Below are 25,414 nucleotides of genomic sequence, written 5' to 3' on the forward strand. Positions count from 1 at the left end.
CTCCAAAAAAACATAAAAAACAAAATGATGTTTTTCATTTTTTATCTTTAGGAATTATCTATATTACTCTTTATACTTAAAATTAATCACAGCATTTTTCTGTTCTGTCGATGTTATTTTAATTTCATATTTTTTATCTCCGGCTTTTATTTTCATTAATGCCGTATTTGGTGGAATATCTCCAAAATTTTCGGCGACTAAAATAACTTCATGAAAATTATTATAATCGTCCATTTCTAAATTCACAATCAGCGGTCTTTTAGTCAATTCTTCGTCCCACATAGATTTAAAACTATCATATTAAGCCATTTCTAACTCTTCCTATTTTTTACCTCATCTTAATATTCTTATGTCTTTTAGAGTGTATTGAAGAAAAGCCTTGAAATTACTTTTGTCGAATAAAATTTTAATTAAAAATGAACAAGGTAAAATCCTGCTTTAGCTTACTTCTTTTACTCGCAATATTTGCTTGCGGGAATAAAGAAAATATAGTTTCTGAAAAAGAAGCCAAACCTAAAATTGAGAAATCAATTGAATCTCAAAAACAAGTAATAGATGATGAAAGTATACCATCAGAAGATTTATGGGAAAACTGGAATCCGAAAATCGAAGCTTATTTCAGGCAAAATTTAAAAAAGAGCATGATCAAGAAAGGAATTAAAGAAGAAGATGCTTCAAAGTTTGCCGAATGTTCTATTACAAAAATGAAAGAACAAAACCTAATGCCTAAAGCGGTTCGAGATTATAAAAACTCTATGGAAATATTATCAATATCTGTTAGCTGTTCGCAAGAAATCGAGAAAAAATAGTTTTTCAAACTCTAATAAAAAGACTTATCCTATTAGTAATTTGACTTTTACAGGTTATTTAAGGAATCGCTCCTAAGTACATTTGCAAAAAATTAAATATCTGATTTAATCAGTAAAAAAAATAAACAAAATGAAAAAATTTCTAAATTACATCAGCATTGCATTAGTTACTTTAACGCTGTTTTCATGCAATAAAAACGAATGGACACCAGAAAAAGAAGCCGATTTTAAAAAGCAATTTACAGAAACTGCAAAAACTAAAGGAAACGGAATGTTCTCAGACGAACAAGCAACTTATATTGCAGACTGTGTTTTTGATAAAATTAAAGCGGATAATTTAAAACCAAACGATATTAAAAAACCTGGAGTTGTAATGTCTGTAAGACAAATGGGAGCTAAATGTTCGCAAGAAGCACTTTCCAAATTTAAATCTAATACAGCAATAAACAATAACTGGACAGCAGAAACCGAAAAAACATACAAAAGCGTTTTAAAAAGAAGCTTTATGCAAAACGGTGTAATGAGCGACAAAGCTGAATTTCTTGCCAATTGCGCATTGACAAAAATGAAAGAACAAAATATTGGTCCAGCAGATTTACAAGATCCTAAAAAAAGTAAAATAGCAAGAGAAATAGGAATTCAATGTGGTCAGGAATTAATGAAAAAGAAGTAAATTTCTAGTTCTAAAAAATCAAAAAAACCGTAATTACATTACTGCAATTACGGTTTTCTCTTTATAACAATTTTATTTAATCTCTAATTATACTAAACCAGCTTGAATTAAGTATTCAGCGATTTGGATTGTGTTTGTTGCAGCTCCTTTTCTTAAGTTATCAGCAACAATCCACATGTTTAATGTATTTGGCTGGCTTTCGTCACGACGAATTCTTCCAACAAAAACATCATTTTTACCTTCTGCGTATAAAGGCATTGGGTAAGTAAACGTATCTAAATTATCTTGTACCGTTACTCCGTCAGTATTATGAAGGATTTCACGAACTTCATTTACATCAAAATCATTTGTAAATTCAACATTTACCGCTTCACTGTGTCCGCCAACAACTGGCACACGAACTGCAGTTGCAGTAACTCTGATAGTATTATCTCCTAAGATTTTTTGAGTTTCGCGAACTAATTTCATTTCTTCTTTAGTGTATCCGTTTTCTTCAAAACTATCGCAATGTGGAATCGCATTTCTGTGAATTGGATATTTGTAAGCCATTTCACCTTGAACTCCAGCGTACTCGTTTTCTAATTGTTTTACCGCTTTTACACCCGTTCCTGTAATAGATTGGTAAGTAGAAACAATGATTCTTTTAATGTTGTATTTTTTGTGCAAAGGAGACAAAGCCAAAACCATTTGAATAGTAGAACAGTTTGGGTTTGCAATAATTTTATCTTCTTTAGTTAAAACAGAAGCATTGATTTCTGGAACTACCAATTTTTTAGTTGGATCCATTCTCCATGCAGATGAGTTGTCGATAACAGTTGTTCCGGCAGCAGCAAATTTTGGAGCCCATTCTAATGAAGTATCTCCACCAGCTGAGAAAACTGCAATATCAGCTTTCATATCAACAGCTGTTTGTAAACCTACTACTTTATATTTCGTTCCTTTATATTCGATTTCTTTTCCAACTGATCTTTCTGATGCAACAGGAATTAATTCTGTAACAGGAAAATTTCTTTCTGCTAATACTTTAAGCATTACTTCGCCTACCATTCCAGTAGCGCCTACAACTGCAATTCTCATTTTTATATTTTTAAATAATCAATTAATCTAATTTGTAACGCAAAAGTAAGTATAATAAAAGTCTCTGCAAGGTGATTCACAAAAAATAACAAATTGTTACAAAACAAACATTTTGTAACAATTATAAGCTTCATTATTTAAAACATCTAACCTAATAAAACTGTTTTAAAGCCTATATCTTTATAAATCAATTATTTTATTATAAATCCAGCTATAACATTATCTTTAAATTGTGCCCTATTTAACTTCTCATCCCAATAATAACATTCTGACATTCGATAATGGTCAAGATTTAACTTATGAAATTCATTTTTACTATTAAAAGCATCAACACCTATTTCTTTCAGCATTAAATTAATTTCTCCTTCATTAATTTTTACGGCACTTTTATAAAATTCTCCGTAAAATTCATAACTCAAATATGCAATTATATAATCTTCCAGTTCGATTTCTTTCGCAAAAAAATGAACTAATTCATCGCCGAAACGCAAATTCTCATTATCCGAAACATAATCTAAATTTAATTTTAAATACCATTGAAAAAGATGATCTTCATCTAAAAAGATAATTGCAAAATCATCTTCAAATGCAACCGCAAGTCCATAAAATTTTATTTTTTCAATATTAATTGGCATTCGTCCAATTAAAGCACTTGTATTATGTCCCATACTTTATTAATTAATTCTTGTAAAAAAACCGCCTCTTTAGAAGGCGGTTAAATTAGACTTAGTGTAGCGGTATTATATTTTTATTTATTTTTCAATAAATCTCTAATCTGTGTCAATAATTCTTCTTGAGTTGGTCCAGCTGGAGGCGGTGGCGCAACATCTTTCTTTTTAGCATGGTTCATCGCCTTAATTATCAGAAATAAAACAAAAGCCACAATTATAAAGTTAATTACTGCCGATATAAAGACTCCGTACTTTACACCTCCAAAAGCAGTTAATTGTTCAATAGTCGATAAATGCGCAGCATCTAAAGCTGGTTTCAATAATAATGGCGTAATTACATCTTCAATAAATGAGCTTACAATTTTACCAAAAGCAGCTCCAATGATCACCCCGACAGCCAGATCGACTACGTTGCCTTTCATTGCAAATTCCTTAAATTCTGAAAAAAATCCCATATTTGATCTGTTTAGTTGAATAATAAATGAATATCGAAAATACGCAATTTTATTGGAATTTCTTAAAATTATCTGAAAAATACCCTCTTTACTCTCTGCGAAATACTGGTCATTATCTCATACGGAATCGTTTTTAAAGCCTCAGCCATTTCAATAACAGTCGGGCTTTCGCCAAAAATAATTACCGAATCGCCTTCTTTGCAATCTATATCGGTTACGTTGACCATTAGCATATCCATGCAGACGCTTCCGACTATTTTGGCTTTTTGATTTTTGATGGTGACATAACCCACTTCATTTCCCCATAATCTCGCAATTCCATCAGCATAACCAATCGGAATTGTGGCAATTTTAGTTGCTGCATCGGCCATAAAACGGCGTCCGTAACCTACGCTATCACCCGTCGGAATGGTTCTAACTTGAGAAATAATCGATTTTAGAGTTCCAACGTTTTCCAGATATTTCTGCTCCGACGGATCATTTGAAACTCCATATAAACCAATTCCTAAACGCACCATATTATATTGCGCATTTGGGAAATTGCTAATTCCAGAAGTATTCAAAATATGTCGAATTGGGTTGATATTTAATTTGCTGATTAATCTTGAAGATAATTTTTCAAACAATGCAATCTGCTGATTCACAAAATCGTAATGTTTTGGATCATCGCTTGTTGCTAAATGCGAAAGAATACTTTGAACGCGAACAGTTGCATTTCCTCTTAAAGTTTCGATCAATTCTTCGAGTGTATTTTCTTCAAAACCTAGACGATGCATTCCTGTATCGATTTTGATATGAATTGGGAAATCCTTTAGATTTTTTTCGCGTGCAATTTTCAAAAAGGCATTTAATCCTTTTATGCTATAAATTTCGGGTTCCAACTGATATTGAATAATGGATGGAAAACTTGTCGATTCAGGATTTAAAACCATAATTGGAAGTTTTATTCCGCCGTTTTTCAACGCAATTCCTTCATCGGCGAAAGCCACACCCAAATAATCTACTTTATGATGTTCTAATAATTTGGCAATTTCTAAACCTCCATTTCCGTAACCAAATGCTTTTACCATTACCATCATTTTGACATTAGCCGCCAATTTGGATTTGAAATAATTAAAGTTGTGGCTAATGGCATCGAGATTAATCTCTAAAACCGTTTCGTGTGTTTTCTCTTCAAGAAGCGAAACAATTTCTTCGAACTTAAATGACCTTGCTCCTTTTATTAAAATAGTTTCATTATTGAAATTCAGATTGTCAATTTCTGCAATAAAATCAGCTGTGTTTGGAAACATTACGCTATTTGGAAATTTAGCTCCAAAAGAAGAAATCGTTGAACCAATGCCAATTATGCGGTTTATTTTATTATCTGAAATTAATTGAGCCACTTTAGAATACAATTCTTCATTGGCGAATCCGCTCTGGAAAATATCAGATAAAATAACGGTTTTTGAAGCTCCTTTTTTCTTTTGGCTTTCTAAGAAATCCAAAGCAATTTTAAGCGACTGAAAATCGGAACTATAACTATCATCAATAATACTGCAATTGTTAATTCCGTTTTTTACTTCCAAACGCATTCGAACTGGATAAAGCATCTCGATTCGATTCTGAATCGTTTCTTGATCGTAATCAAAATGCAATAAAACCAACAAACAGGAAATCGCATTTTCTACAGAAGCCGAATCATTAAACGGAATTTCTAAATTGAATTTTTCGTTTTTGTATCGATATTGGATAAAAGTATGGTCGTTTTTATGTTCTCGTTTTTCAATAAAAACATCAGCTTTTTTATCTGTAAAACTCCAAGAAAACAATTTTCTCGGATGATGCATATATTCGGCAATAAATTGAGACAAACAAGAATCTACCACTTCATTTTTTTGATAAATAATGATTGGGCAATCTTTAAATAAAATCAGTTTTTCATCAATTTTCTGCACTAAATTTAAAAAACCCTCATCGTGTGCAGAACCAATACTAGTTAAAATTCCAATATTAGGTTTGATGATTTTCTCCAGTTTCACCATTTCATTAACCGTTGAAATTCCGGCTTCGAAAATTCCTAAATTATGTTTTACATTAATTGCAATTACCGAAAGCGGCACTCCAACTTGAGAATTGTAACTTTTTGGACTTCTAATAATATTATAATCAGGACTCAATAAGAAATTAAGCCATTCTTTTACAATCGTTTTGCCGTTGCTTCCCGTTAATCCGATAACTGGAAAATGAAACAGATTTCTGTAGTAAGCCGCAAATTCCTGAAGCGCCTGACGTGTGTTTTCAACAACCAAAAAATTAGCTTTGTCTGCATAACCTTCAGGTATATGATGAACTACAAAATTATGCACGCCATTTTCGATTAAATCGGGAATAAATAAATGAGCATTGTTGTTAACGCCAGCCAGAGCAAAAAATAAAGTCTGTGATCCGTTTTGAAGAGAACGGCTATCAATTGAGATATGATCGATTAAAACATCAGCATCTGAGCCAATCCATTTGGCATTTAGAACTGAAACCAGGCTTTTTAAATTTATGCTCATTTAGAAATTTCTTTTTTTCAAAATTAAAAAAAGGTTTGCCACTAATGTCCCAAATTTTTACAAATTAATTTCACGCAGATTTAAAAAGATTTAAGCAGATGCGCGCAGATTTTTTTTTAATTAAATTGGCTTAGATCTGCCTCAATCTGCAGAATCTGCGTGAAAAATATAATCTTTTCAATCCTGAAATCTGTGGCTAAAAAAATAATTCATGTGAATTCGTGTAATTCGTGGCAGAAAACATTTATTGATTATATTTGTTTTTATACCAAAAATTTAATCATTTTGAAAAAGTTACTGCCCGTTTTCTCTTATATATTACATCCCATTTTTATATCAGTGTACGCCACTTTATTTTATCTTTTTTATAAAGAAGATGTATTTAGTGTAAATGAGAAATATTATGTTTTAATTCAAATTTTGGTAATAAATGTGATTGTTCCAGTCTTGTTTTATTTATTATTGAAATCGACTGGACATGTAAAATCGATTATGTTAAGCCAAACTACAGAACGTACAATTCCGCTAATTTTGCAGTGCTTTCTATATATTTTATTGGTCAAAAGAAGTATCGTAATTACTCGTTATCCTGAGCTTCATTTCTTTTTTCTCGGAGCATTATTTAGTTCGATTTTGGCTTTGGTATGTGTATTGTTTAAAACCAAAGCAAGCTTGCATATGGTTGCGATAAGCGGTTTCACCATTTTTGTAATTGGCTTAAATATTCATCTTCAACTGCATAATCCATATTGGCCTGCGTTACTGATTTTATTGTCAGGAATTGTAGCTTCATCTCGCTTAGAAATGAACGCTCATACTTCAAGAGAAATATTAATTGGATTGTTTGTTGGAATAATGCCGCAGCTTTTATTTTTATATCTGTGGTTATAAAATATAGAATATCAATCCCGCATTTAAGGTTTTCATATTGATTTTTTCGCCAGATAAAGTCGTCGCAGAATTAAACAACGGACTTAAACCATAATAGAGGTAAACATTCCATGTATTGTATCCCGCTGCAATATAAGGTCCGTATTGGAATTTATTGATATCTCCGTTATTTTTGATTTTATATGTTTTTTCGCCATCATCTAAAACAGATGTACTCGAAAAGATATAGCTCAATTTTACTCCGCCATAAATACGCCAGAATTTAGTACTTTCATAAGTCGAGTTACGCCATCTAAATTCTATTGGAAGATCTACGGAATATTGTCTATAACGATTAGAAACAAATTCGCTAGAATTATTCACACCATAAATAATGGCACCTGAAGCATCTTCAGAAATCGTTAAATTTTGATAGTAGTTTTGATAACTTAAGCCTAATCCTGTAGCAATAGCAATGGTTCTAGTTTTATTAACAGGCATATCGCGCAAGAAACCTCCCGAAAGTCCAAGAGAAAATTTATTCTGTTTGAAATCGATTGGAATATCAGTAAACATGTTATACGTAACCGAAAAATAAAACTGATCTTCTCGATACAAAGAATCTATTTTTATAACTGGTTTTATCTCAGGTTTAACATCTTCTTGTGCAAAAGAGTTAAAGAAAGTGAGTAAAAATAAGCAGCTAAAAATAATTCGCATATCGTAGTTTTGGTTTTAAAGAGATGATTTTAAACAAACGCTATTTTGAGCGTATTTATTTCACATACAAATATAATATAATGGTTTCTGTAGTTACGATAAGAAGTCGAAATATTCTCTTTTTGATCGCGAATAAAATTAATTGCTGCATTTTCTTTAATAAATCGATTCGAAGGCTTAAAAAATAAATGAATTTTCTTTTATCTTTTATACCTTTGCAAATCATGAAAAGAAAGCAGCTCATATTAAGTTTATCTTTTGCTGTAACAATATTGTTCTCGATATTGTTTCAGTCGATACACAGCTATGAGCATATTGTAAAACAGCTTTCAGAAAAACAATGCCATCATAATTACAATGATCCGAGTGGCGAAATAACGCATCAACATCATGATTATGACGTTTGTTTCGTTTGTCATTTTGCTTTTGAATCTTTTATTCTTCCTCAAAATTTCTCTTTTGAATTTCATTCATTTGATAGAGAAACACCTTATTTCTTCCCATTTTCAGAGAAGATTTTTTCTGTTTCAAACACTTCGTATTACTTACGAGGTCCCCCTGCTGTTATAGTTTCTTAAGTTTCGATTATTCGAAAAAACATCACATTTCTTTTAGTTTAAAATTCAAAAAAACATTGAGTTTCCTAATCCTATTTTTATCAATCAGGATCAGAATGCTTTATTGTTAGTTTTGATTTTCATTCGAAGAAAAAAATCAATTTAACTATAGCATCATTTTCAAATGAAAAAATTTATAATTGCCCTTATTTTAGGGTTTTCGGGCATGCTTTCTGCTCAAAATTCGGTTTCAGGAACCGTAACCGATAATCAGAATAATCCATTGCCAGGAGTTTCTGTTTATGCTCCAGAATTACACAAAGGAACAACAACAGATGCAAACGGAAAATACGAATTGAACAATCTTCCAAACGGAAGTCTTCGTGTTGCTTTTACATATGTTGGTTATGCAAATCAGAATAAAACGATTGCAAAATTGCTGAAGCAAAATACATTAGACATTACGCTTGAAGAATCTATTTTGGAAATGGATGAAGTTGTTGTTTCTACGCCTTTCAACAAATTGCAATCGCAAAACGTAATGAAAATCGAGCACGAAAGCATCAAAACCTTACAGCAAAAAGGAACTTCAACTTTAATTGAAGGTTTAGCGACAATTCCTGGAGTTTCTCAGATTTCTACTGGAACTTCTATCGGGAAACCTGTAATTCGTGGACTTAGCGGTAATCGTGTTTTGGTTTATTCTCAAGGTGTTCGTATCGAAAACCAACAGTTTGGAGACGAGCATGGTTTAGGTTTAAATGATGCCGGAATAGAAAGTGTTGAAGTTATTAAAGGCCCAGCTTCTTTATTATATGGTTCTGATGCTTTGGGTGGCGTTTTATATTTCAATCCTGAAAAATTTGCTGATGCAGGAACTTTCAAAGCTAATTTCAGCCAAAAATATTTTACTAATACAGAAGGAAGCAATTCTTCTATCGGATTAAAAACTTCTACTGATAATTGGAAATTCTTGGCTCGCGGAAGCTACAACACACATTCTGATTACAAAATTTCTGGCGGAGACCGAGTGACAAATTCACGTTATAACGAAACAGATTTTAAAACCGGAATTGGATACAGCAATTCAAGTTTTTCAAGTGTTTTAAGATACAACTACAACAAACTGGATATTGGAATTCCAGAAGACGGAATCGCGGAACAATCTTCTAGCAAAGACACACAATTTCCAAGACAAGGAATTTTCAATCATTTATTGAGTTTAAACAATGTTATTTTCTTCGAAAATTCAAAACTAGATGTTGATTTAGGATATATTGCCAATGACAGAAGCGAGTTTGAAGACAGTAATGAAGCTTCTCTTCACATGAAATTGAATACGTTCAATTATAATGCAAAATATCATTTTCCGAAATTCGGAAAAGTTGAAACTATTTTAGGAGTTCAAGGAATGCATCAAACCAACAAAAATTCTGGCGAAGAATATTTAATTCCAAATGCTACAACGAACGATTTTGGAGTTTTTGGAACTGCAAATTACGAATGGGATAACAGCGTTATTCAAGCTGGATTACGTTTTGACAACAGAAATATTACTTCAATTGCACACGGAACTGAAGGTGAAGAGGGATATTTTTTACCACTTGATAGATCTTTTGACAGCTTTAATGCTTCGTTAGGTTATAAAACAAAATTGGCAGAACCTTTAACGCTTCGTTTAAATGTTGCGACAGGATTTAGAGCTCCAAACTTGGCTGAATTAACTTCAAATGGCGTTCACGAAGGAACAAATCGTTACGAAATTGGAAATGCCGATTTGAAAACAGAACAAAACGTTCAGACCGATTTGAATTTAGAGTACAAAAACACGCATTTTGAATTTTTCGTAAACGGATTCTATAATCACGTAAACAATTATATCTACACTTCGCCAACTGGAGAAGTTAGAGACGATAATGATGTGTTTGCTTATGTTCAGGACAATGCACAATTGTACGGTGGGGAAGTTGGTTTGCACTTTCACCCGCATCCATTAGACTGGTTGCATTTTGAAACTAGTTTTGAAACGGTTACAGGTAAAAAAGAAAACAAAGATTACTTGCCTTTGATTCCTGCAAATAACTGGAATAATACACTTAGAACTGAATTTAATATCAAAAACTGGTTAAGCGAAGGTTTTGCTTCTTTGAATGTTTCTTCGACTTTCAACCAAGACAATGTTAGTGGTTTCGAAACGGCATCTAAAGGTTATACTTTGGTGAACTTAGGTTTTGGAGGAACAGTTAAATTAGGAAAAACGGCTTTCGATATCAACTTAAACGGAAACAATTTATTTGATAAAAAATACATTGCGCACCTTTCTAGATTGAAAACAGACGGTATTCCGAACATTGGAAGAAATATCGTTTTGGGGGTTAATTTCAACTTATAATTTTAAATTTAACCGCAAAGAACGCAAAGGAAAACGCAAAGTTCACAAAGTTTTATTTGCTTTGCGAACTTTGCGAAAAACTCCTAGCGTTCTTTGCGGTTAAACATTTATCAATTCTCACAAAAAGTGCTATTTTTGTTACAACAGATAAAACTAACTATGAAAAAAACATTTTTATTAATGGCAATTACAACCGCAGGAATTTCGTTTGGGCAAGGCAAAATACAATATCCGCAAACCAAAAAAGGAGAAACTGTCGATGTATATTTTGACACAAAAGTAAGCGATCCTTATCGTTGGCTTGAAGATGATAAATCTGCTGAAACTGGAGCTTGGGTAAAAGCTGAAAACGAAGTTACTTATGCTTATTTAGATAAAATTCCGTTTCGTGACGAACTTAAAAAACGAATGGAAACACTTTGGAACTACGAAAAAATCGGCGCTCCATCTAAAGAAGGAAAATTTTCTTATTATTCTAAAAACAACGGACTTCAGAATCAATCTGTTGTTTACAGAAAAGATCAAAACGGAAAAGAAGAGGTTTTCTTAGATCCGAATACTTTTTCTAAAGATGGAACAACTTCGCTTGGCGGTTTAGATTTTTCTAAAGACGGAAACAAAGCTGCTTACGCAATTTCTGAAGGAGGAAGCGACTGGAGAAAAGTAATTATTGTTGATGCTATTTCTAAGAAAGTTCTTGAAGATACTTTGGTTGATGTAAAATTCAGCGGTATTTCTTGGTACAAAAACGAAGGCTTCTACTACTCTAGTTATGAAAAGCCAAAAGGAAGCGAATTGTCTGCAAAAACAGATCAGCACAAATTATATTTTCACAAATTAGGAACTTCTCAAAAAGACGATAAAGTTATTTTTGGAGGAGATTTAAAAAGAAGATATGTTGGCGGTTATGTTACTGAAGACGACCATTTCTTAATAATTACAGCTGCTAATTCGACTTACGGAAATGAGCTGTATATTAAAGATTTGACTAAACCAAATAGTCCAATCGTTACAATTGTAGATAATTTTAATTCTGACAATTCAATTATTGAAAATGAAGGAACAAAATTATTCATTCATACTGATTATAATGCACCAAACGGCCGCGTTGTTGCTGTAGATGCGGCTAATCCAAAAATAGAAAATTGGAAAGATTTTATTAAAGAAACTGAAAACGTATTGAACCCTTCAACTGGCGCTGGATACTTTTTTGCTAATTATACAAAAGATGCCGTTTCGTTTGTATTACAATACGATTACAACGGAAAATTAGTTCGCGAAATCAAACTTCCTGCCGTTGGAACTGCTGGAGGATTTGCTGGAAAAAAAGACGAAAAGATTCTTTATTACAGTTTTACAAATTACACAACTCCAGGAAGCATTTATTCTTTTGAGCCAAAATCTGGAAAATCTGAAGTTTATCAAAAACCAAAAGTTGATTTCAAAAGTGAAGATTACGAGTCTAAACAAGTTTTCTATACTTCAAAAGATGGTACAAAAGTTCCGATGATTATTACTTATAAAAAAGGAACAAAATTAGACGGTAAAAACCCGACAATCCTTTACGGTTATGGCGGATTCAATGTTAGTTTAACACCAAGTTTCAGTATTGCAAATGCTGTTTGGATGGAAAACGGAGGAGTTTACGCTGTTGCTAACTTAAGAGGAGGCGGTGAATACGGAAAAAAATGGCATGATGCAGGAACTAAAATGCAGAAACAAAATGTATTTGATGATTTTATCGCTGCGGCAGAATATCTAATCGCCCAAAAATACACCTCATCTGATTATTTAGCGATTCGCGGAGGATCTAATGGAGGTTTATTGGTTGGTGCTACTATGACTCAGCGACCAGATTTAATGAAAGTGGCTTTACCAGCCGTTGGAGTTATGGATATGCTTCGTTACAATGCATTTACTGCAGGTGCAGGATGGGCTTTTGATTACGGAACTGCTCAAGATAACAAGGAAATGTTCGAATATTTAAAAGGATATTCTCCAGTTCACAACGTTAAAAAAGGAACTCATTATCCTGCAACAATGGTTACAACTGGAGATCACGATGATCGTGTGGTTCCTGCACACAGCTTTAAATTTGCTTCTGAATTACAGGAAAAACAAGCAGGAGAAAATCCAGTTTTAATTAGAATTGATGTAAAAGCAGGGCACGGAGCAGGAAAATCTGTTGCGGCGTCTATTCAAGAAAATGTAGATATTCAAGCTTTCACGCTTTACAATATGGGTTTTAAAGCTTTACCTAAAAAATAAGACTTTAAACTGATTTTTTTTAGCCACGAATTCACGAATTTATTTCTGAATCTCGTGGCTTTTTCTTTGTCTTAAATTACACAAAATTTCTTTTTCTTTTCTCTCGCAGATTTTGCAGATTGAGCAGATTAAAATAATAATCTATTTTAATCTGCATACATCTTTTCAAATCTGCGTGAAATAAATTCGTGCAATCGATACAGATTTTTTAAACATAGAGATTAAAATAAATTCGTGAATTCGTGGCTAACTTTTTTAAATAAACCATTTATGCTAAATTTGAGAAACTAAAAACTTAAACAATGGAAATTATAAAATGGGGAATTATTGGCTGCGGAAATGTAACCGAAGTTAAAAGCGGGCCAGCTTTTCAGAAAGCTCCAAATTCGGCTTTAGTAGCAGTTATGCGAAGAGACGCTGCACTTGCCGAAGATTATGCCAAACGCCACAATGTTCCGAAATGGTATTCTAATGCTGAAGATTTAATTAATGATCCAGAAGTCGATGCCGTTTATATTGCTACCCCTCCATCTTCTCATAAAGAATATACCATTTTATGTGCTAAAGCAGGAAAACCTGTTTATGTTGAAAAACCAATGGCTTTAACTTTTGAGGAATGCAACGAAATGATCAGCGCTTGCAAAGAACATAATGTTCCTTTATTCGTCGCTTATTATAGAAGAGCTTTACCTCGTTTTTTAAAAATAAAAGAAATAATCGATCAGGGAAAATTAGGGAATATCAGACACGTTAATTGTGTTTTATATCATCCTTTTGAACAGCGTTATGATGATGAAATCAATCTTCCGTGGACTGTTTTGCCACATATTTCTGGAGGCGGAATTTTTGTTGATTTAGCTTGCCATACTTTAGATTTCCTAGATTTTGTTTTAGGTCCGATAAAGTCTGTTCGCGGACATGCAACTTCTCAATTAATGGCTTATCCAGCCGAAGATGCTGTTTCAATGTCATTCTTATTTGAGAACGGAATTCACGGATCTGGTATTTGGAATTTTGCAAGTTTCGAGCGTTATGACAATACCGAAATTGTAGGTGATAAAGGAAAAATCTCTTTTTCTACTTTTGGAAATGACCCGCTGCATATTCAATATGTTAATGGAGAAAAAGAAACCATTACGATTGAAAATCCGCTTCATATTCAACAGCCTTTTATTGAAACTGTTATTGCCGATTTATTAGGAAATGAAGGTGCTTCTCCTTCTAAAGGAACTTCTGGCGCCAGAACAACTTGGGTTATTGATCAAGTTTTAAAGGAGTTTAGAAATTCGAAATTATAATTAGCAAATTACGATTTTGTCATCCTAACGAAGGAAGGATCATACTTGAAACTCCGCAATCTAAATCATCAATCGTTGTCGAGTCCCTAGAGTGATCCTTCCTTCGTCAGGATGACAACAAGACTCAAAAAAAAGAGGATATTCGAAAGAATATCCTCTTTTTATAAACTATAAACTATAAAAAAAAATGGAAAAATTATAGGCTGTATTTTACACCTAATGTTAATCCTAATCCAGAAATACCAACATAAGAACTTAACTCGTCCATTTTATCATTTGGTCTAGTTGTATCTGCCGTGTCTGATGTTGCAGTATTTGGATTGAATAAAGGATTGTTAGAATTTACATCTAATTTCTTGTGATAGTTTGTATATCTCTGTGATGTAGTTCTAGTTGCTAATGCATCTTGTCCATTTACTGTATATTCTGTAGTTTCTTTAGTCTTACCATGAACAGTAAAGTTACGGTATTCTAACTCTGCGAAAGCAGAAATGTGTTTTCCTAATTTATAAGACGTTCCTAATGCTGCCATAAATCCAATTGTTGGATTTGGTTTCACAACATCTTTAGAATAGATATCATTTTTAGCTACTTGATTAGCTCCTACATAAGTCAAAAGCTCTCTATCTGTTTTAATATCTAATGTCCCGTGAATTGGCACAATAACTCCAACTTTAGTATATGGTTCAAAACCATGAGCATCACCTAAAAACATTACAATAGAAGGCGCTAAATCAAATGCTTTGATTTGTCCTTCAGCTGTAAAGCTAATGTATGTAGCTGCTGTAGTAGCTGCATCGTATCCATAAAGTCTATCTGTTGTTTGAGCCATAGTCTTGCTATTACTGATGTAATAATTTGCAGACATCTCAACTCCTAAACGAGTAGAAAAACGGTAACCAGCAGTAATACCACTTCTGAAACCTTGTCCAAAAGAACCAGTTATACTTTCTCTTGAAACCAATTTATTGCTAGTTAAAGTACCTGAATAAATATCTCTATTAGGAGCTTGTCCTCCTACTTCAGGAAATTCTGTAGATGCTGTTTGGTTAAAATATGATCCACCCAATTTAAAATACCAGCTTTCTGGTTTTTCTGCTTTTTCTGTTTGCGCCATTGTGGCCATAGAGCAAACTAATAATCCTAATAAAAATAGGTTCTTTTTCATAATTTTGATTTATTGATTAGTACAAACTTAGGATATTTTAACATATTCTTATGGTTTGTAAAGTTAGACTTGGAACGAAAACGTTGTAATTTTGGGCAATATTACTAAAAAACTATTATGCATGCATATTTTTAACATAAAAATTTAACATGTGTTTAAATTTTAACTGTTAATTTTTTAGTTCAGTTTAAAATTAATCTGCATTTTCTCCAATTCCTGCAATAACTCAGCTGATATTTTGATCTTCAGACGACGGCTAGGCATCGTCAATTTGGTAACTACTTTTATCTCTTCGACTTCATTTACCTCTTGTATTTTTGTATCTTCAAGTGCGGCATCTTCATTTTCATTTTCACCTTCAAAAACAGCATCATCAGAATCTTCAAAATCTGTCGGCGTTTCTACCTTAACCAGTTTTTTTATTTTTTCTAATTCCATGATTTCAAAAGTCACAGAATTCTCTCCTTTATTTTCATTAAATAAATGGCTAAGCTTATGTATAAATTCAGGCTGAAGATCTTTTATATTCAATAGAACGATCAGCTTTTTAGCGAAAGCTTCTAAAATATCCTGCAATTGGCGAATCTCAACAAACTGCATTCTAGGGTCTGATTTTTTGCCCGTATCATGATTTACCCAACCGTCTTTGATCAATATTTTCAAAAAGGCAAAATTATTCTGAATTAAGAAATGGCGGAATTTCAAATATTCTTCACCAAAAATCTTAAACTCGTAACTTTCATCATAACCTTCTAAGTTAAATGCCGCCCATCCTTTTCCGTTTTTGGCAACACGATGCTGTACATTATTTATAATTCCGGCAAAATGTAAATTCTTTCCAACATATTCATTCATACTTTTCAATGCTTCCAATCGAGCATTGCAGAAGTATTTCATTTCAAATCTAAAATCATCCAGCGGATGTCCAGAAATATAGATTCCGACAACTTCCTTTTCTTTGGCTAATTTTTCCATTGTGCTCCAGTCTTCGCAAGGAGGTACAACTGGCTCAGCAATTTGCACTTCACTGGTTTCTCCAAACAAACTTACCTGAGATGAGTTTTCATTTTCCTGAAACTTCGATCCATAACGCATGGCTTTTTCGTAGAATGTAATTCCGTCACCATCGTCGTGGAAATACTGCGCTCTGGTTGTTCCCTCAAATGAATCGAAACCTCCAGCCAATGCTAAGTTTTCAATCGCTTTTTTATTTGCCGCACGCAAATCAATTCGCTTCGCCAAATCAAAAATTGATTTATATCTTCCGTCTTTTCTGTTTTCTACAATCGTTTCAACCGCTCCAGAACCTACTCCTTTAATTGCACCCATTCCGAAACGAACGGCATAATCGTCGTTTACGGTAAATTTATAGTACGATTCGTTTACATCTGGTCCAAGAACCTGCAATCCCATACGCTTACATTCTTCCATGAAGAAAGAAACTTGTTTGATATCGTTCATGTTATTCGAAAGTACCGCCGCCATATATTCAGCAGGATAATGCGCTTTTAAATAAGCCGTTTGATAAGCAATCCAAGCATAACAAGTCGAGTGCGATTTGTTGAAGGCGTAACTCGCAAATGCTTCCCAGTCTTTCCAGATTTTTTCTAGAACTTTTGCGTCGTGACCTTTTGCAGCCGCTTGCTCCACGAACTTTGGCTTCATTTTATCCAGTACGTCTTTTTGCTTCTTACCCATCGCTTTACGTAAAACGTCGGCCTCACCCTTTGTAAATCCTGCCAAAGACTGAGACAAAAGCATTACCTGCTCTTGGTAAACGGTAATTCCGTAAGTTTCAGATAAATATTCGGCACAAGCATCTAAATCGTATTTGATTTCTTCGTCACCATTTTTTCTTCGAACGAAAGATGGAATATACTCCAAAGGTCCCGGACGATAAAGTGCATTCATGGCAATTAAATCTCCAAAAACCGTTGGCTTCAGATCTTTCATGTATTTCTGCATCCCGGGCGACTCGTATTGGAAGATTCCAACGGTTTCACCTCTTTGGAAAAGTGCATACGTTTCTTCATCATCGATTGGAAATGTATCTGGATCCAGATCTTTTCCTGTTCTGTATTTTACCAGTTTTACGGTATCTTTTATCAGCGTAAGGGTCTTCAGACCCAAGAAGTCCATTTTCAGCAATCCGGCACTTTCTGCAACCGAGTTATCAAACTGTGTTACATATAAATCAGAATCTTTTGCTGTCGTTACAGGAACATAGTTCGTAATATCCGACGGCGTAATGATTACCCCGCAGGCATGAATTCCTGTGTTACGCATCGATCCTTCCAGAATTTTTGCCTGCTGAATAGTTTCTCCTGCCAAATCATCTTCATTGGCAATCGCAATTAATTCTTTTACATTATCAAATTCGTCTGAACGAAGGGCTTTTTTAACTTCCTCTTCACTCTCTGAAATAAAACGCGCCAAATTCCATTTGGACGGCATCATTCCCGGAATCAGTTTCGCAATTCTATCGGCTTCGAACAACGGTAAATCCAATACACGCGCCGTATCACGAATCGCCGATTTGGTTGCCATTTTACCATAAGTGATAATCTGTGCTACCTGTTTTTGACCGTATTTGTTGATTACATAATCCATTACACGTCCACGACCCTCATCATCAAAATCGATATCAATATCGGGCATGGATACACGGTCAGGATTTAGGAAACGCTCAAAAAGTAAGTCGTATTTAATGGGGTCAATATTGGTAATTCCGAGACAATAAGCAACGGCCGAACCCGCTGCAGATCCACGCCCAGGACCTACGGATACATCCATTTTTCTAGCCTCGGCAATGAAATCCTGTACAATCAAAAAGTAACCTGGATATCCAGAATTTGAAATTGTCAGCAATTCGAAATCTAGACGTTCTTGAATTGATTCGGTAATTACGCCATATCTTCTTTCTGCTCCTCTCATTGTAAGATCTCGCAAATAAGCATTTTCACCACGAACACCATTATCTTTTTCATCTTCAGGATCAACAAATTCTTCTGGAATATCAAACTTCGGAAGCAATACATCACGGTAAAGTGAATATCCTTCAACCTTATCAATAATTTCCTGAATATTGATAATCGCTTCTGGCAAATCAGCAAAAAGCTTTTTCATCTCGTCTTGCGACTTGAAGTAGTATTCCTGATTTGGAAGTCCGTAGCGGTAACCACGTCCACGTCCAATAGGTGTTGCTTGTTTTTCACCGTCCTTTACACACAATAAAATGTCGTGCGCATTGGCATCTTCTTTATTTAAATAATACGTATTGTTAGTCGCAATTAATTTGACATTATGCTTTTGCGAAAATTCAATCAGGGTTTTGTTGACGCGATTTTCGTCTTCCTGATTGTGGCGCATCACTTCTAGATAGAAATCTTCGCCAAATTGTTCTTTCCACCAAATTAAAGCTTCTTCGGCTTGGTTTTCACCTATGTTCAAGATTTTACTCGGAATCTCTCCGTATAAATTCCCAGACAAAACCATGATATCTCCTTTATATTGCTCGACAATTTTGCGGTCAATTCTCGGAACATAATAAAATCCATCTGTATAGGCGATCGAAGCCATTTTAGCCAAGTTATGATAACCTGCTTTATTTTTAGCTAACAAAACAACCTGATAACCGTTGTCTTTTTTGCTTTTGTCTAAGTGATTTTCGCAGATATTAAATTCACAACCCACAATTGGCTTTACCTCAGTTTCTGTTGGTTCTTCACCAGCTTCAACCAAAGCTTTATTTTTTCCAGAAGCAGCTTTGTTGTGGTTCATAACAGCGCTCACAAAATGGAAAGCTCCCATCATGTTTCCAGTATCCGTCATTGCAACGGCCGGCATTCCGTTTTTGGCTGCAGCTGCGACAATATTTCCAATTCCGATAGTCGATTGAAGAACCGAAAACTGCGTGTGATTGTGCAAATGCGCAAATTTCGCTACTTTGAAATCAGCTTTATCTTCTTCTGAAACAACGGTCTGCTGACCTTCTCCTGCTAAAGCTTTAAGCTGTTCTCTGATTTTATCAGAAGCTGCTTTTAAATTAATATGTTTTAAGCCAATTAGTTTAAAAGGCTCAGCATTTCTTTCCTGAAAATCTTTAAAATATTCCTTCGGAACGTCTAATTCTTCTTTGGTGAAAACCTCTCTTCTAACCAATTCCAAGAAACAACGCGTAGTTGCCTCAACGTCGGCAGTTGCGTTGTGCGCTTCCGCGAAAGGCTGATCGAAAAGATAGCTGTGTAATTCGGTCAAAGTTGGAAGTTTGAATTTTCCTCCACGACCTCCGGGAAGCTGTAATAAAGAAGCGGTAACTTCGGTACAAGTATCCAGAACAGGCATTGAACTCATTTGAGAATCTACACCCATTCTATGGAATTCGGCTCCCATAATATTAACGTCGAAACCTAAATTCTGTCCAACGATAAATTTAGTTTTGCTTAAAGCAATATTGAATTTCTCTAAAACTTCGGCCAAAGTGATTCCATCGGCTTCAGCCAATTCAGTAGAGATTCCGTGAATACGCTCGGCGTCATACGGAATATTAAATCCTTCTGGTTTTACCAAATAATCCTGATGTTCTATAAGCTGTCCCATTTCGTCGTGAAGCTGCCACGCAATTTGTATACAGCGAGGCCAGTTGTCAGAATCGGTTATTGGGGCATCCCAGCGTTTTGGTAATCCGGTTGTTTCGGTATCGAATATTAAATACATAGAGTTGTAAAAGTCAAATTTTAAAGCTCCAAATTCCAAATCCTACACATTGCAAAACATTGACAACATGAAACATAACAAAATGCGAAATGAAAAATCGGAGGAATTCAAATTTACGCTTTTTTTACAGAAATAACGAAACTAAAGTTGTTAACAAAAGCATCCAATAAAACTGTCAAATGCAATTCTTAAAATTTTAAACACATAGAAACATAGATCTCAATTTTATAAAAAGAAGCCTAAAAAAAATCTAGATTTTTAACACATAGTCCCGAAGCCTCGGGATGTTTTTAAAATAAGTGAAACGCCTTTGCAGACAAAGAAAAACTATGTCTCTATGTGTTTAAAACAAATTACACTCAAAGTTTTTAATCCAAAAAACTTCGATTATTCATTTTGGATACTCATTGCACCAAAATGAACACTTTTAAGCTGTAGTGTATCCTGAACTTTGCTTCATCAAATTATAACAATTAAAAAAACAATAATCATGAAAACAATTTTTATCACAGGCGCATCATCAGGTTTAGGAAAAGCAACAGCAAAATTATTCCACGAAAAAGGATGGAATGTAATTGCTACGATGAGAACTCCAGAAAAAGAAACTGAACTTTCTCAATTAAAAAACGTAACGCTTTTACCTTTGGACGTTACCAATTACGATCAGATACAAACTACAGTAAAAAAAGCATTGGAACTAAGCGACATTGATATCGTTTTTAATAATGCAGGTTATGGGTTAATTGGCCCTTTAGAAAGTCTTTCTGACGATCAAATCATCAAACAATTAAACACTAACTTATTAGGAGTTATTCGTGTTACCAATGCTTTTATTCCGTATTTCAGAGAAAGAAAAAGCGGTTTATTTATCTCAACAACTTCTATTGGCGGATTAATCGCTTTCCCTTTAGGATCTGTTTACCACGCTACAAAATGGGGATTGGAAGGCTGGAGCGAAAGTATGGCTTACGAATTAAATCCGTTTGGTGTACATATTAAAACGGTTTCTCCGGGCGGTATTAAAACTGAATTTTTACACGGTTCTCTTGACACAGGAGCAAAACTTGAATATGAGGCTATGACCAACAGCATGTTTGCAAGTGTTGACACGATGTTTGAAATGGCATCAACTCCAGAGCAAATTGCTGATGTGGTTTATGAAGCTGCAACCGATGGAAAAAATCAGCTAAGATATGTTGCCGGAGAAGATGCAAAAGCACTTTACAAACAACGATTAGAATTAGGCGCTGAAACTTTCCGCACTGAATTTGGAAAACAGTTTTTAGGTTCATAATAATTCCTGATGAGGCAATCCAAGAAGCTTGAACGTTATTTTATTAAGCTCCAGCGGAGCTAAATATTTATAGAACTTCAAGCATACAGATGAAAAAGAGCTCCAGCGGAGCGAAATACAGTATTAAAATATTTCGCTCCGCTGGAGCTTTGCGATCAATATTAAATATGATTTCTATAGATATTTCGCTTCTCCGAAGCTAAAGAGATTGTTCAATACTTTTCATAATACCTCATTAGTCTTTTAATTTTCTTATTTTTATATCATGGAAAAGAAAAACAATAATCCGGAAAAAATCTCTTCTATATCGCAGTTTCATGACTTGCTTCGATTGCCAAAACCGCTTCATCCGATGGTGAGTTTGGTAGACAATACACAATTGGTCATAAATGAAGATTTGGCCAATCATGCTTTTTTACTTGATTTTTATAAGGTATCTTATAAGTTTTCGACCAACGGAAAAATGGGCTACGGTCAAGGCTATTATGATTTCAACGAAGGCGGACTTATGTTTGCTTCCCCAACTCAGTTAATTTTTACTGAAAATGAGGAAGGCGCTGAATATGGTGGTTATACACTTTTATTTCATCCTGATTTTATTCGAAATTATCCTTTGGGAAAAAGCATCAAAAAATATGGCTTCTTTTCTTATGATACCAATGAAGCGCTGCATCTTTCTGATAGTGAAAAAACAATTATTATTGGATTATTGCAGAGTATCGAAAACGAACTCAATACCGCAATAGACGAAATGAGCCAAGATGTGATTGTCTCTTATATTGATGTTCTGCTGAATTACAGCAATCGTTTCTACAAACGCCAGTTCATAACCAGAAAAACCATCAGTCACGATTTATTATTAAAAGTCGAAGAAACTCTGGATAACTACTTTAGCAATGCAGAAACCTTGAAAAAAGGATTGCCAACGGTAGAATTTCTTGCTTCACAGATTAACGTTTCAAGTCATTATCTTAGTGATATGCTTCGTAATTTAACTGGATTAAATGCGCAACAGCATATTCATTCGAAATTAATAGAAAAATCAAAAGATTTTCTGATTACGACTAATCTTTCGGTAGCAGAAATTGCTTATCAATTAGGTTTTGAGTATCCGCAATCTTTCAGTAAATTATTCAAAAAGAAAACGAGTCTTACTCCATTAGAATTTAAAAACTCCCTGAATTAATTTTTAAAAGTACTACTCTCAAAAAATCAATTTCAGCCTTAAAAAATCATAAAATTTCATAAAAATATACCTCTTGGATGTCGTAGTATTTTGGTGTTTTATTCAATCTAAATAACGCCCAAAAAACTCTCTTAAAGGCTTCAAAAAACCTTAAAAGCAACCTTTTCACAAAGAAATCAAAACTAACAATTATTACTATTTTTATTCATTTTGTTAGATTTTTTCAATCAAATCCTTATATTTTATATTGATTTTGAGATAAATTTGCAAACTATTAAAACAAAAATCAAACAAGAAAAATTAAAGCCGAAAAAGAAAAGCTAAATCAGTTTCTTAATCATTTTTCTTTCAAATTTTAGTCTGCAAAAGCCATTTGGCAATTTGTAAATTAGTTTGGGTATCGTATATAATGAAATATTGAAATTGACGCTTTTTTATCTTTTTTTACTTTTGTTTTGCTATTATAATGAACAGGAAATTGCTGTGGTTATAGAAATTACAATTAAAAAAAATAAAAAATGAGTAAGACATTATTTGACAAAGTATGGGATTCACATGTAGTGCGTAAAATTGAAGATGGACCAGATGTGTTTTTTATTGACCGCCATTTCATTCATGAAGTTACGAGTCCTGTTGCTTTTTTAGGATTAAAGTCAAGAGGCGTTAACGTTTTATACCCACAACGTACTTTTGCAACTGCCGACCACAATACACCAACCATAAACCAACATTTACCAGTTCAGGATCCGCTTTCTGCTAATCAGCTTCAGGCTCTTGAAGACAATGCAAACGAATACGGAATTTCGCACTGGGGATTAGGTCACCAAAAAAATGGAATTGTACACGTAGTTGGTCCTGAAAACGGAATTACTTTGCCAGGTGCTACTATTGTATGTGGGGATTCTCATACTTCTACTCACGGTGCTTTTGGAGCTATCGCTTTTGGTATCGGAACTTCTGAGGTTGAAATGGTGCTTTCTACTCAATGTATTATGCAGCCTAAACCAAAGAAGATGCGTATCAACGTAAACGGACAATTAAGTAAAGGGGTTGGCCCAAAAGACGTTGCACTTTATATTATTGCTCAGTTAACTACTTCTGGAGGTACAGGATATTTTGTTGAATATGCTGGTGATGTTTTCGAAAACATGACTATGGAAGGTCGTATGACAGTTTGTAACCTAAGTATCGAAATGGGTGCTCGTGGAGGAATGATTGCACCTGACCAAACTACTTTCGATTTCTTAGAAGGAAGACTTTATGCTCCAAAAGGAGAAGCTTGGACAAAAGCTGTTGAATATTGGAAAACTCTTAAAACAGATACTGATGCTGTGTTTGATGCCGAATTAAACATCAAAGCTGAAGATATCGAACCAATGATTACTTATGGTACAAACCCAGGAATGGGAATTGGTATCACAAAACATATCCCAAGTGCAAACCAAGTTGAAGGTGGTGAGGAGACTTACAAAAAATCTTTAGCTTACATGGGCTTCCACGAAGATGACGTAATGATTGGAAAACAAATCGATTATGTTTTCTTGGGAAGTTGTACAAATGGACGTATTGAAGATTTTAGAGCTTTCGCTGAAATTGTAAAAGGAAGAAAAAAAGCAGATAATGTTACGGCTTGGTTGGTTCCAGGTTCTCACGTTGTTGAAGCTCAGATTAAAGAAGAAGGTATTTTAGATATTTTGACTGAAGCTGGTTTCGTATTACGTCAGCCGGGTTGTTCAGCTTGTTTAGCAATGAACGACGATAAAGTTCCTGCTGGAAAATACGCTGTAAGTACTTCAAACAGAAACTTTGAAGGTCGTCAAGGTCCTGGTTCAAGAACTTTATTAGCAAGTCCAATTATGGCTGCTGCAGCTGCTGTTACAGGAAAACTAACTGACCCGAGAGAATTATTTTAGATTGGAGATTTTAGATTTTAGATTTCTCACTTTGTGTAATCTTCATCTAAATTTCTTCAAAATAAAATTAACTAACATTATTAAAACAAAACATTTTAGATTCTGTGTTTTAAGTTTTCAAAAGAAAATCTAAAATCTAAAATCTAAAATCTAAAATTCCAAAAAATGGCATACGATAAATTTAATATACTTACCAGCAGTGCAGTGCCACTGCCAATTGAGAACGTTGATACAGATCAAATCATTCCAGCTCGTTTCTTAAAAGCTACAAAACGTGAAGGTTTTGGAGACAACCTTTTTAGAGACTGGAGATACAACGGAGACGACACTCCAAAAGCAGATTTCGTTTTAAATGATTCTACTTATTCTGGAAAAATTTTAGTTGGAGGAAAAAACTTCGGTTCTGGATCTTCTAGAGAACACGCTGCATGGGCAGTTTACGATTACGGTTTTAGAGCTGTAGTTTCTAGTTTCTTTGCAGATATTTTTAAAGGAAACTGTTTGAATATTGGTGTTTTGCCAGTACAAATTAGCCCGGAATTTGCTGAAACTATTTTCAAAGCGATTGAAGCTGATCCTAAAACAGAATTAGAAATCAATCTTCCAAACCAAACAATTACTTTATTGTCGACTGGTCAGCAAGAATCTTTTGCTATCAACGGTTACAAAAAGAACAATATGATTAATGGTTTTGACGACATTGATTACTTACAAGATATGAAGGAAGATATTAAAGCTTTTGCTGATAAACTTCCTTACTAAATAGAAATCTCATTCAGGATATTAGACCCGACAGGTTTCAAAAAC

General features: G+C 34.0%; 19 protein-coding genes. 11 read left to right on the top strand and 8 right to left on the bottom strand.

Features of this window, described 5'->3' with window-relative positions; all coding sequences use genetic code 11:
• Positions 1 to 63: 63 nt before the first annotated feature.
• The gene (locus DM444_RS09820; protein WP_111286103.1) at positions 64 to 282 is read right to left on the bottom strand and encodes a hypothetical protein; all 219 of its coding nucleotides are present in this window, start codon (positions 280 to 282) and stop codon (positions 64 to 66) included.
• A gap of 134 nt (positions 283 to 416) precedes the next feature.
• Between DM444_RS09820 and DM444_RS09825 the strand changes: the two genes are divergently transcribed.
• Positions 417 to 809 carry a hypothetical protein gene (locus tag DM444_RS09825; RefSeq protein WP_111286105.1) on the top strand — a complete coding sequence of 131 codons (393 nt, stop codon included), beginning with the start codon at positions 417 to 419 and terminating at the stop codon, positions 807 to 809.
• 130 nt (positions 810 to 939) lie between these two features.
• Entirely contained in the window at positions 940 to 1,482 is a 543-nt protein-coding gene (locus DM444_RS09830) for a hypothetical protein (RefSeq protein ID WP_111286107.1), read from the top strand.
• 87 nt (positions 1,483 to 1,569) lie between these two features.
• Here the strand turns inward: DM444_RS09830 and DM444_RS09835 are convergent, their stop codons facing one another.
• The 4 genes from DM444_RS09835 to DM444_RS09850 form a co-directional block, all read right to left on the bottom strand.
• Positions 1,570 to 2,559 (bottom strand): aspartate-semialdehyde dehydrogenase, encoded by a 990-nt coding sequence (locus tag DM444_RS09835; protein ID WP_111286109.1) that lies wholly within the window; start codon positions 2,557 to 2,559, stop codon positions 1,570 to 1,572.
• Between the two features lie 191 nt (positions 2,560 to 2,750).
• Entirely contained in the window at positions 2,751 to 3,227 is a 477-nt protein-coding gene (locus DM444_RS09840; protein WP_111286111.1) for a hypothetical protein, read from the bottom strand.
• A gap of 80 nt (positions 3,228 to 3,307) precedes the next feature.
• Complete coding sequence (gene mscL, locus DM444_RS09845; protein ID WP_111286112.1) at positions 3,308 to 3,685, bottom strand: large conductance mechanosensitive channel protein MscL; 378 nt, start codon at positions 3,683 to 3,685, stop codon at positions 3,308 to 3,310.
• Between the two features lie 68 nt (positions 3,686 to 3,753).
• Entirely contained in the window at positions 3,754 to 6,225 is a 2,472-nt protein-coding gene (locus DM444_RS09850; protein WP_111286114.1) for a bifunctional UDP-N-acetylmuramoyl-tripeptide:D-alanyl-D-alanine ligase/alanine racemase, read from the bottom strand.
• A 285-nt stretch (positions 6,226 to 6,510) separates the two neighbouring features.
• On the opposite strand from DM444_RS09850, the gene DM444_RS09855 reads away from it, so the two are divergent.
• Entirely contained in the window at positions 6,511 to 7,116 is a 606-nt protein-coding gene (locus tag DM444_RS09855) for a hypothetical protein (protein ID WP_239455651.1), read from the top strand.
• On the opposite strand, the gene DM444_RS09860 is transcribed toward DM444_RS09855, so the two are convergent.
• Positions 7,111 to 7,815 (bottom strand): porin family protein, encoded by a 705-nt coding sequence (locus DM444_RS09860; RefSeq protein WP_111286116.1) that lies wholly within the window; start codon positions 7,813 to 7,815, stop codon positions 7,111 to 7,113. The genes DM444_RS09855 and DM444_RS09860 overlap by 6 nt on opposite strands.
• 224 nt (positions 7,816 to 8,039) lie before the next feature.
• On the opposite strand from DM444_RS09860, the gene DM444_RS09865 reads away from it, so the two are divergent.
• The 4 genes from DM444_RS09865 (at position 8,040) to DM444_RS09880 (ending at position 14,330) form a co-directional block, all read left to right on the top strand.
• A complete protein-coding gene (locus DM444_RS09865; RefSeq protein ID WP_204251676.1) occupies positions 8,040 to 8,393 on the top strand; it encodes a hypothetical protein in 354 nt (117 codons plus the stop codon).
• 163 nt (positions 8,394 to 8,556) lie between these two features.
• Positions 8,557 to 10,764 carry a TonB-dependent receptor gene (locus DM444_RS09870; protein WP_111286118.1) on the top strand — a complete coding sequence of 736 codons (2,208 nt, stop codon included), beginning with the start codon at positions 8,557 to 8,559 and terminating at the stop codon, positions 10,762 to 10,764.
• Positions 10,765 to 10,923: 159 nt separating this feature from the next.
• The gene (locus DM444_RS09875) at positions 10,924 to 13,032 is read left to right on the top strand and encodes a prolyl oligopeptidase family serine peptidase (RefSeq protein WP_111286120.1); all 2,109 of its coding nucleotides are present in this window, start codon (positions 10,924 to 10,926) and stop codon (positions 13,030 to 13,032) included.
• A gap of 302 nt (positions 13,033 to 13,334) precedes the next feature.
• Complete coding sequence (locus DM444_RS09880) at positions 13,335 to 14,330, top strand: Gfo/Idh/MocA family protein (protein ID WP_111286122.1); 996 nt, start codon at positions 13,335 to 13,337, stop codon at positions 14,328 to 14,330.
• Between the two features lie 196 nt (positions 14,331 to 14,526).
• Here DM444_RS09880 and DM444_RS09885 read toward each other — a convergent pair whose 3' ends face one another.
• The gene (locus DM444_RS09885; RefSeq protein WP_111286124.1) at positions 14,527 to 15,498 is read right to left on the bottom strand and encodes an outer membrane beta-barrel protein; all 972 of its coding nucleotides are present in this window, start codon (positions 15,496 to 15,498) and stop codon (positions 14,527 to 14,529) included.
• Positions 15,499 to 15,675: 177 nt separating this feature from the next.
• Entirely contained in the window at positions 15,676 to 20,214 is a 4,539-nt protein-coding gene (gene dnaE / locus DM444_RS09890) for a DNA polymerase III subunit alpha (RefSeq protein ID WP_111286442.1), read from the bottom strand.
• A gap of 490 nt (positions 20,215 to 20,704) precedes the next feature.
• Between dnaE and DM444_RS09895 the strand changes: the two genes are divergently transcribed.
• The 4 genes from DM444_RS09895 (at position 20,705) to leuD (ending at position 25,369) form a co-directional block, all read left to right on the top strand.
• Positions 20,705 to 21,508 (top strand): SDR family oxidoreductase, encoded by an 804-nt coding sequence (locus DM444_RS09895; RefSeq protein ID WP_111286126.1) that lies wholly within the window; start codon positions 20,705 to 20,707, stop codon positions 21,506 to 21,508.
• A 265-nt stretch (positions 21,509 to 21,773) separates the two neighbouring features.
• Positions 21,774 to 22,694, top strand: coding sequence for a helix-turn-helix domain-containing protein (locus DM444_RS09900; RefSeq protein WP_111286128.1), 921 nt, complete (start codon positions 21,774 to 21,776; stop codon positions 22,692 to 22,694).
• Positions 22,695 to 23,212: 518 nt separating this feature from the next.
• Positions 23,213 to 24,607, top strand: a complete 1,395-nt coding sequence (gene leuC / locus DM444_RS09905) for a 3-isopropylmalate dehydratase large subunit (protein WP_111286130.1) — start codon at positions 23,213 to 23,215, stop codon at positions 24,605 to 24,607.
• 165 nt (positions 24,608 to 24,772) lie between these two features.
• On the top strand, positions 24,773 to 25,369 hold the full coding sequence (leuD, locus tag DM444_RS09910; RefSeq protein WP_111286132.1) for a 3-isopropylmalate dehydratase small subunit: 597 nt from the start codon (positions 24,773 to 24,775) through the stop codon (positions 25,367 to 25,369).
• The last annotated feature ends 45 nt before the right edge of the window (positions 25,370 to 25,414 follow it).

Source organism: Flavobacterium ginsenosidimutans, from assembly GCF_003254625.1.
Taxonomy (GTDB): Bacteria; Bacteroidota; Bacteroidia; order Flavobacteriales; family Flavobacteriaceae; genus Flavobacterium; species Flavobacterium ginsenosidimutans.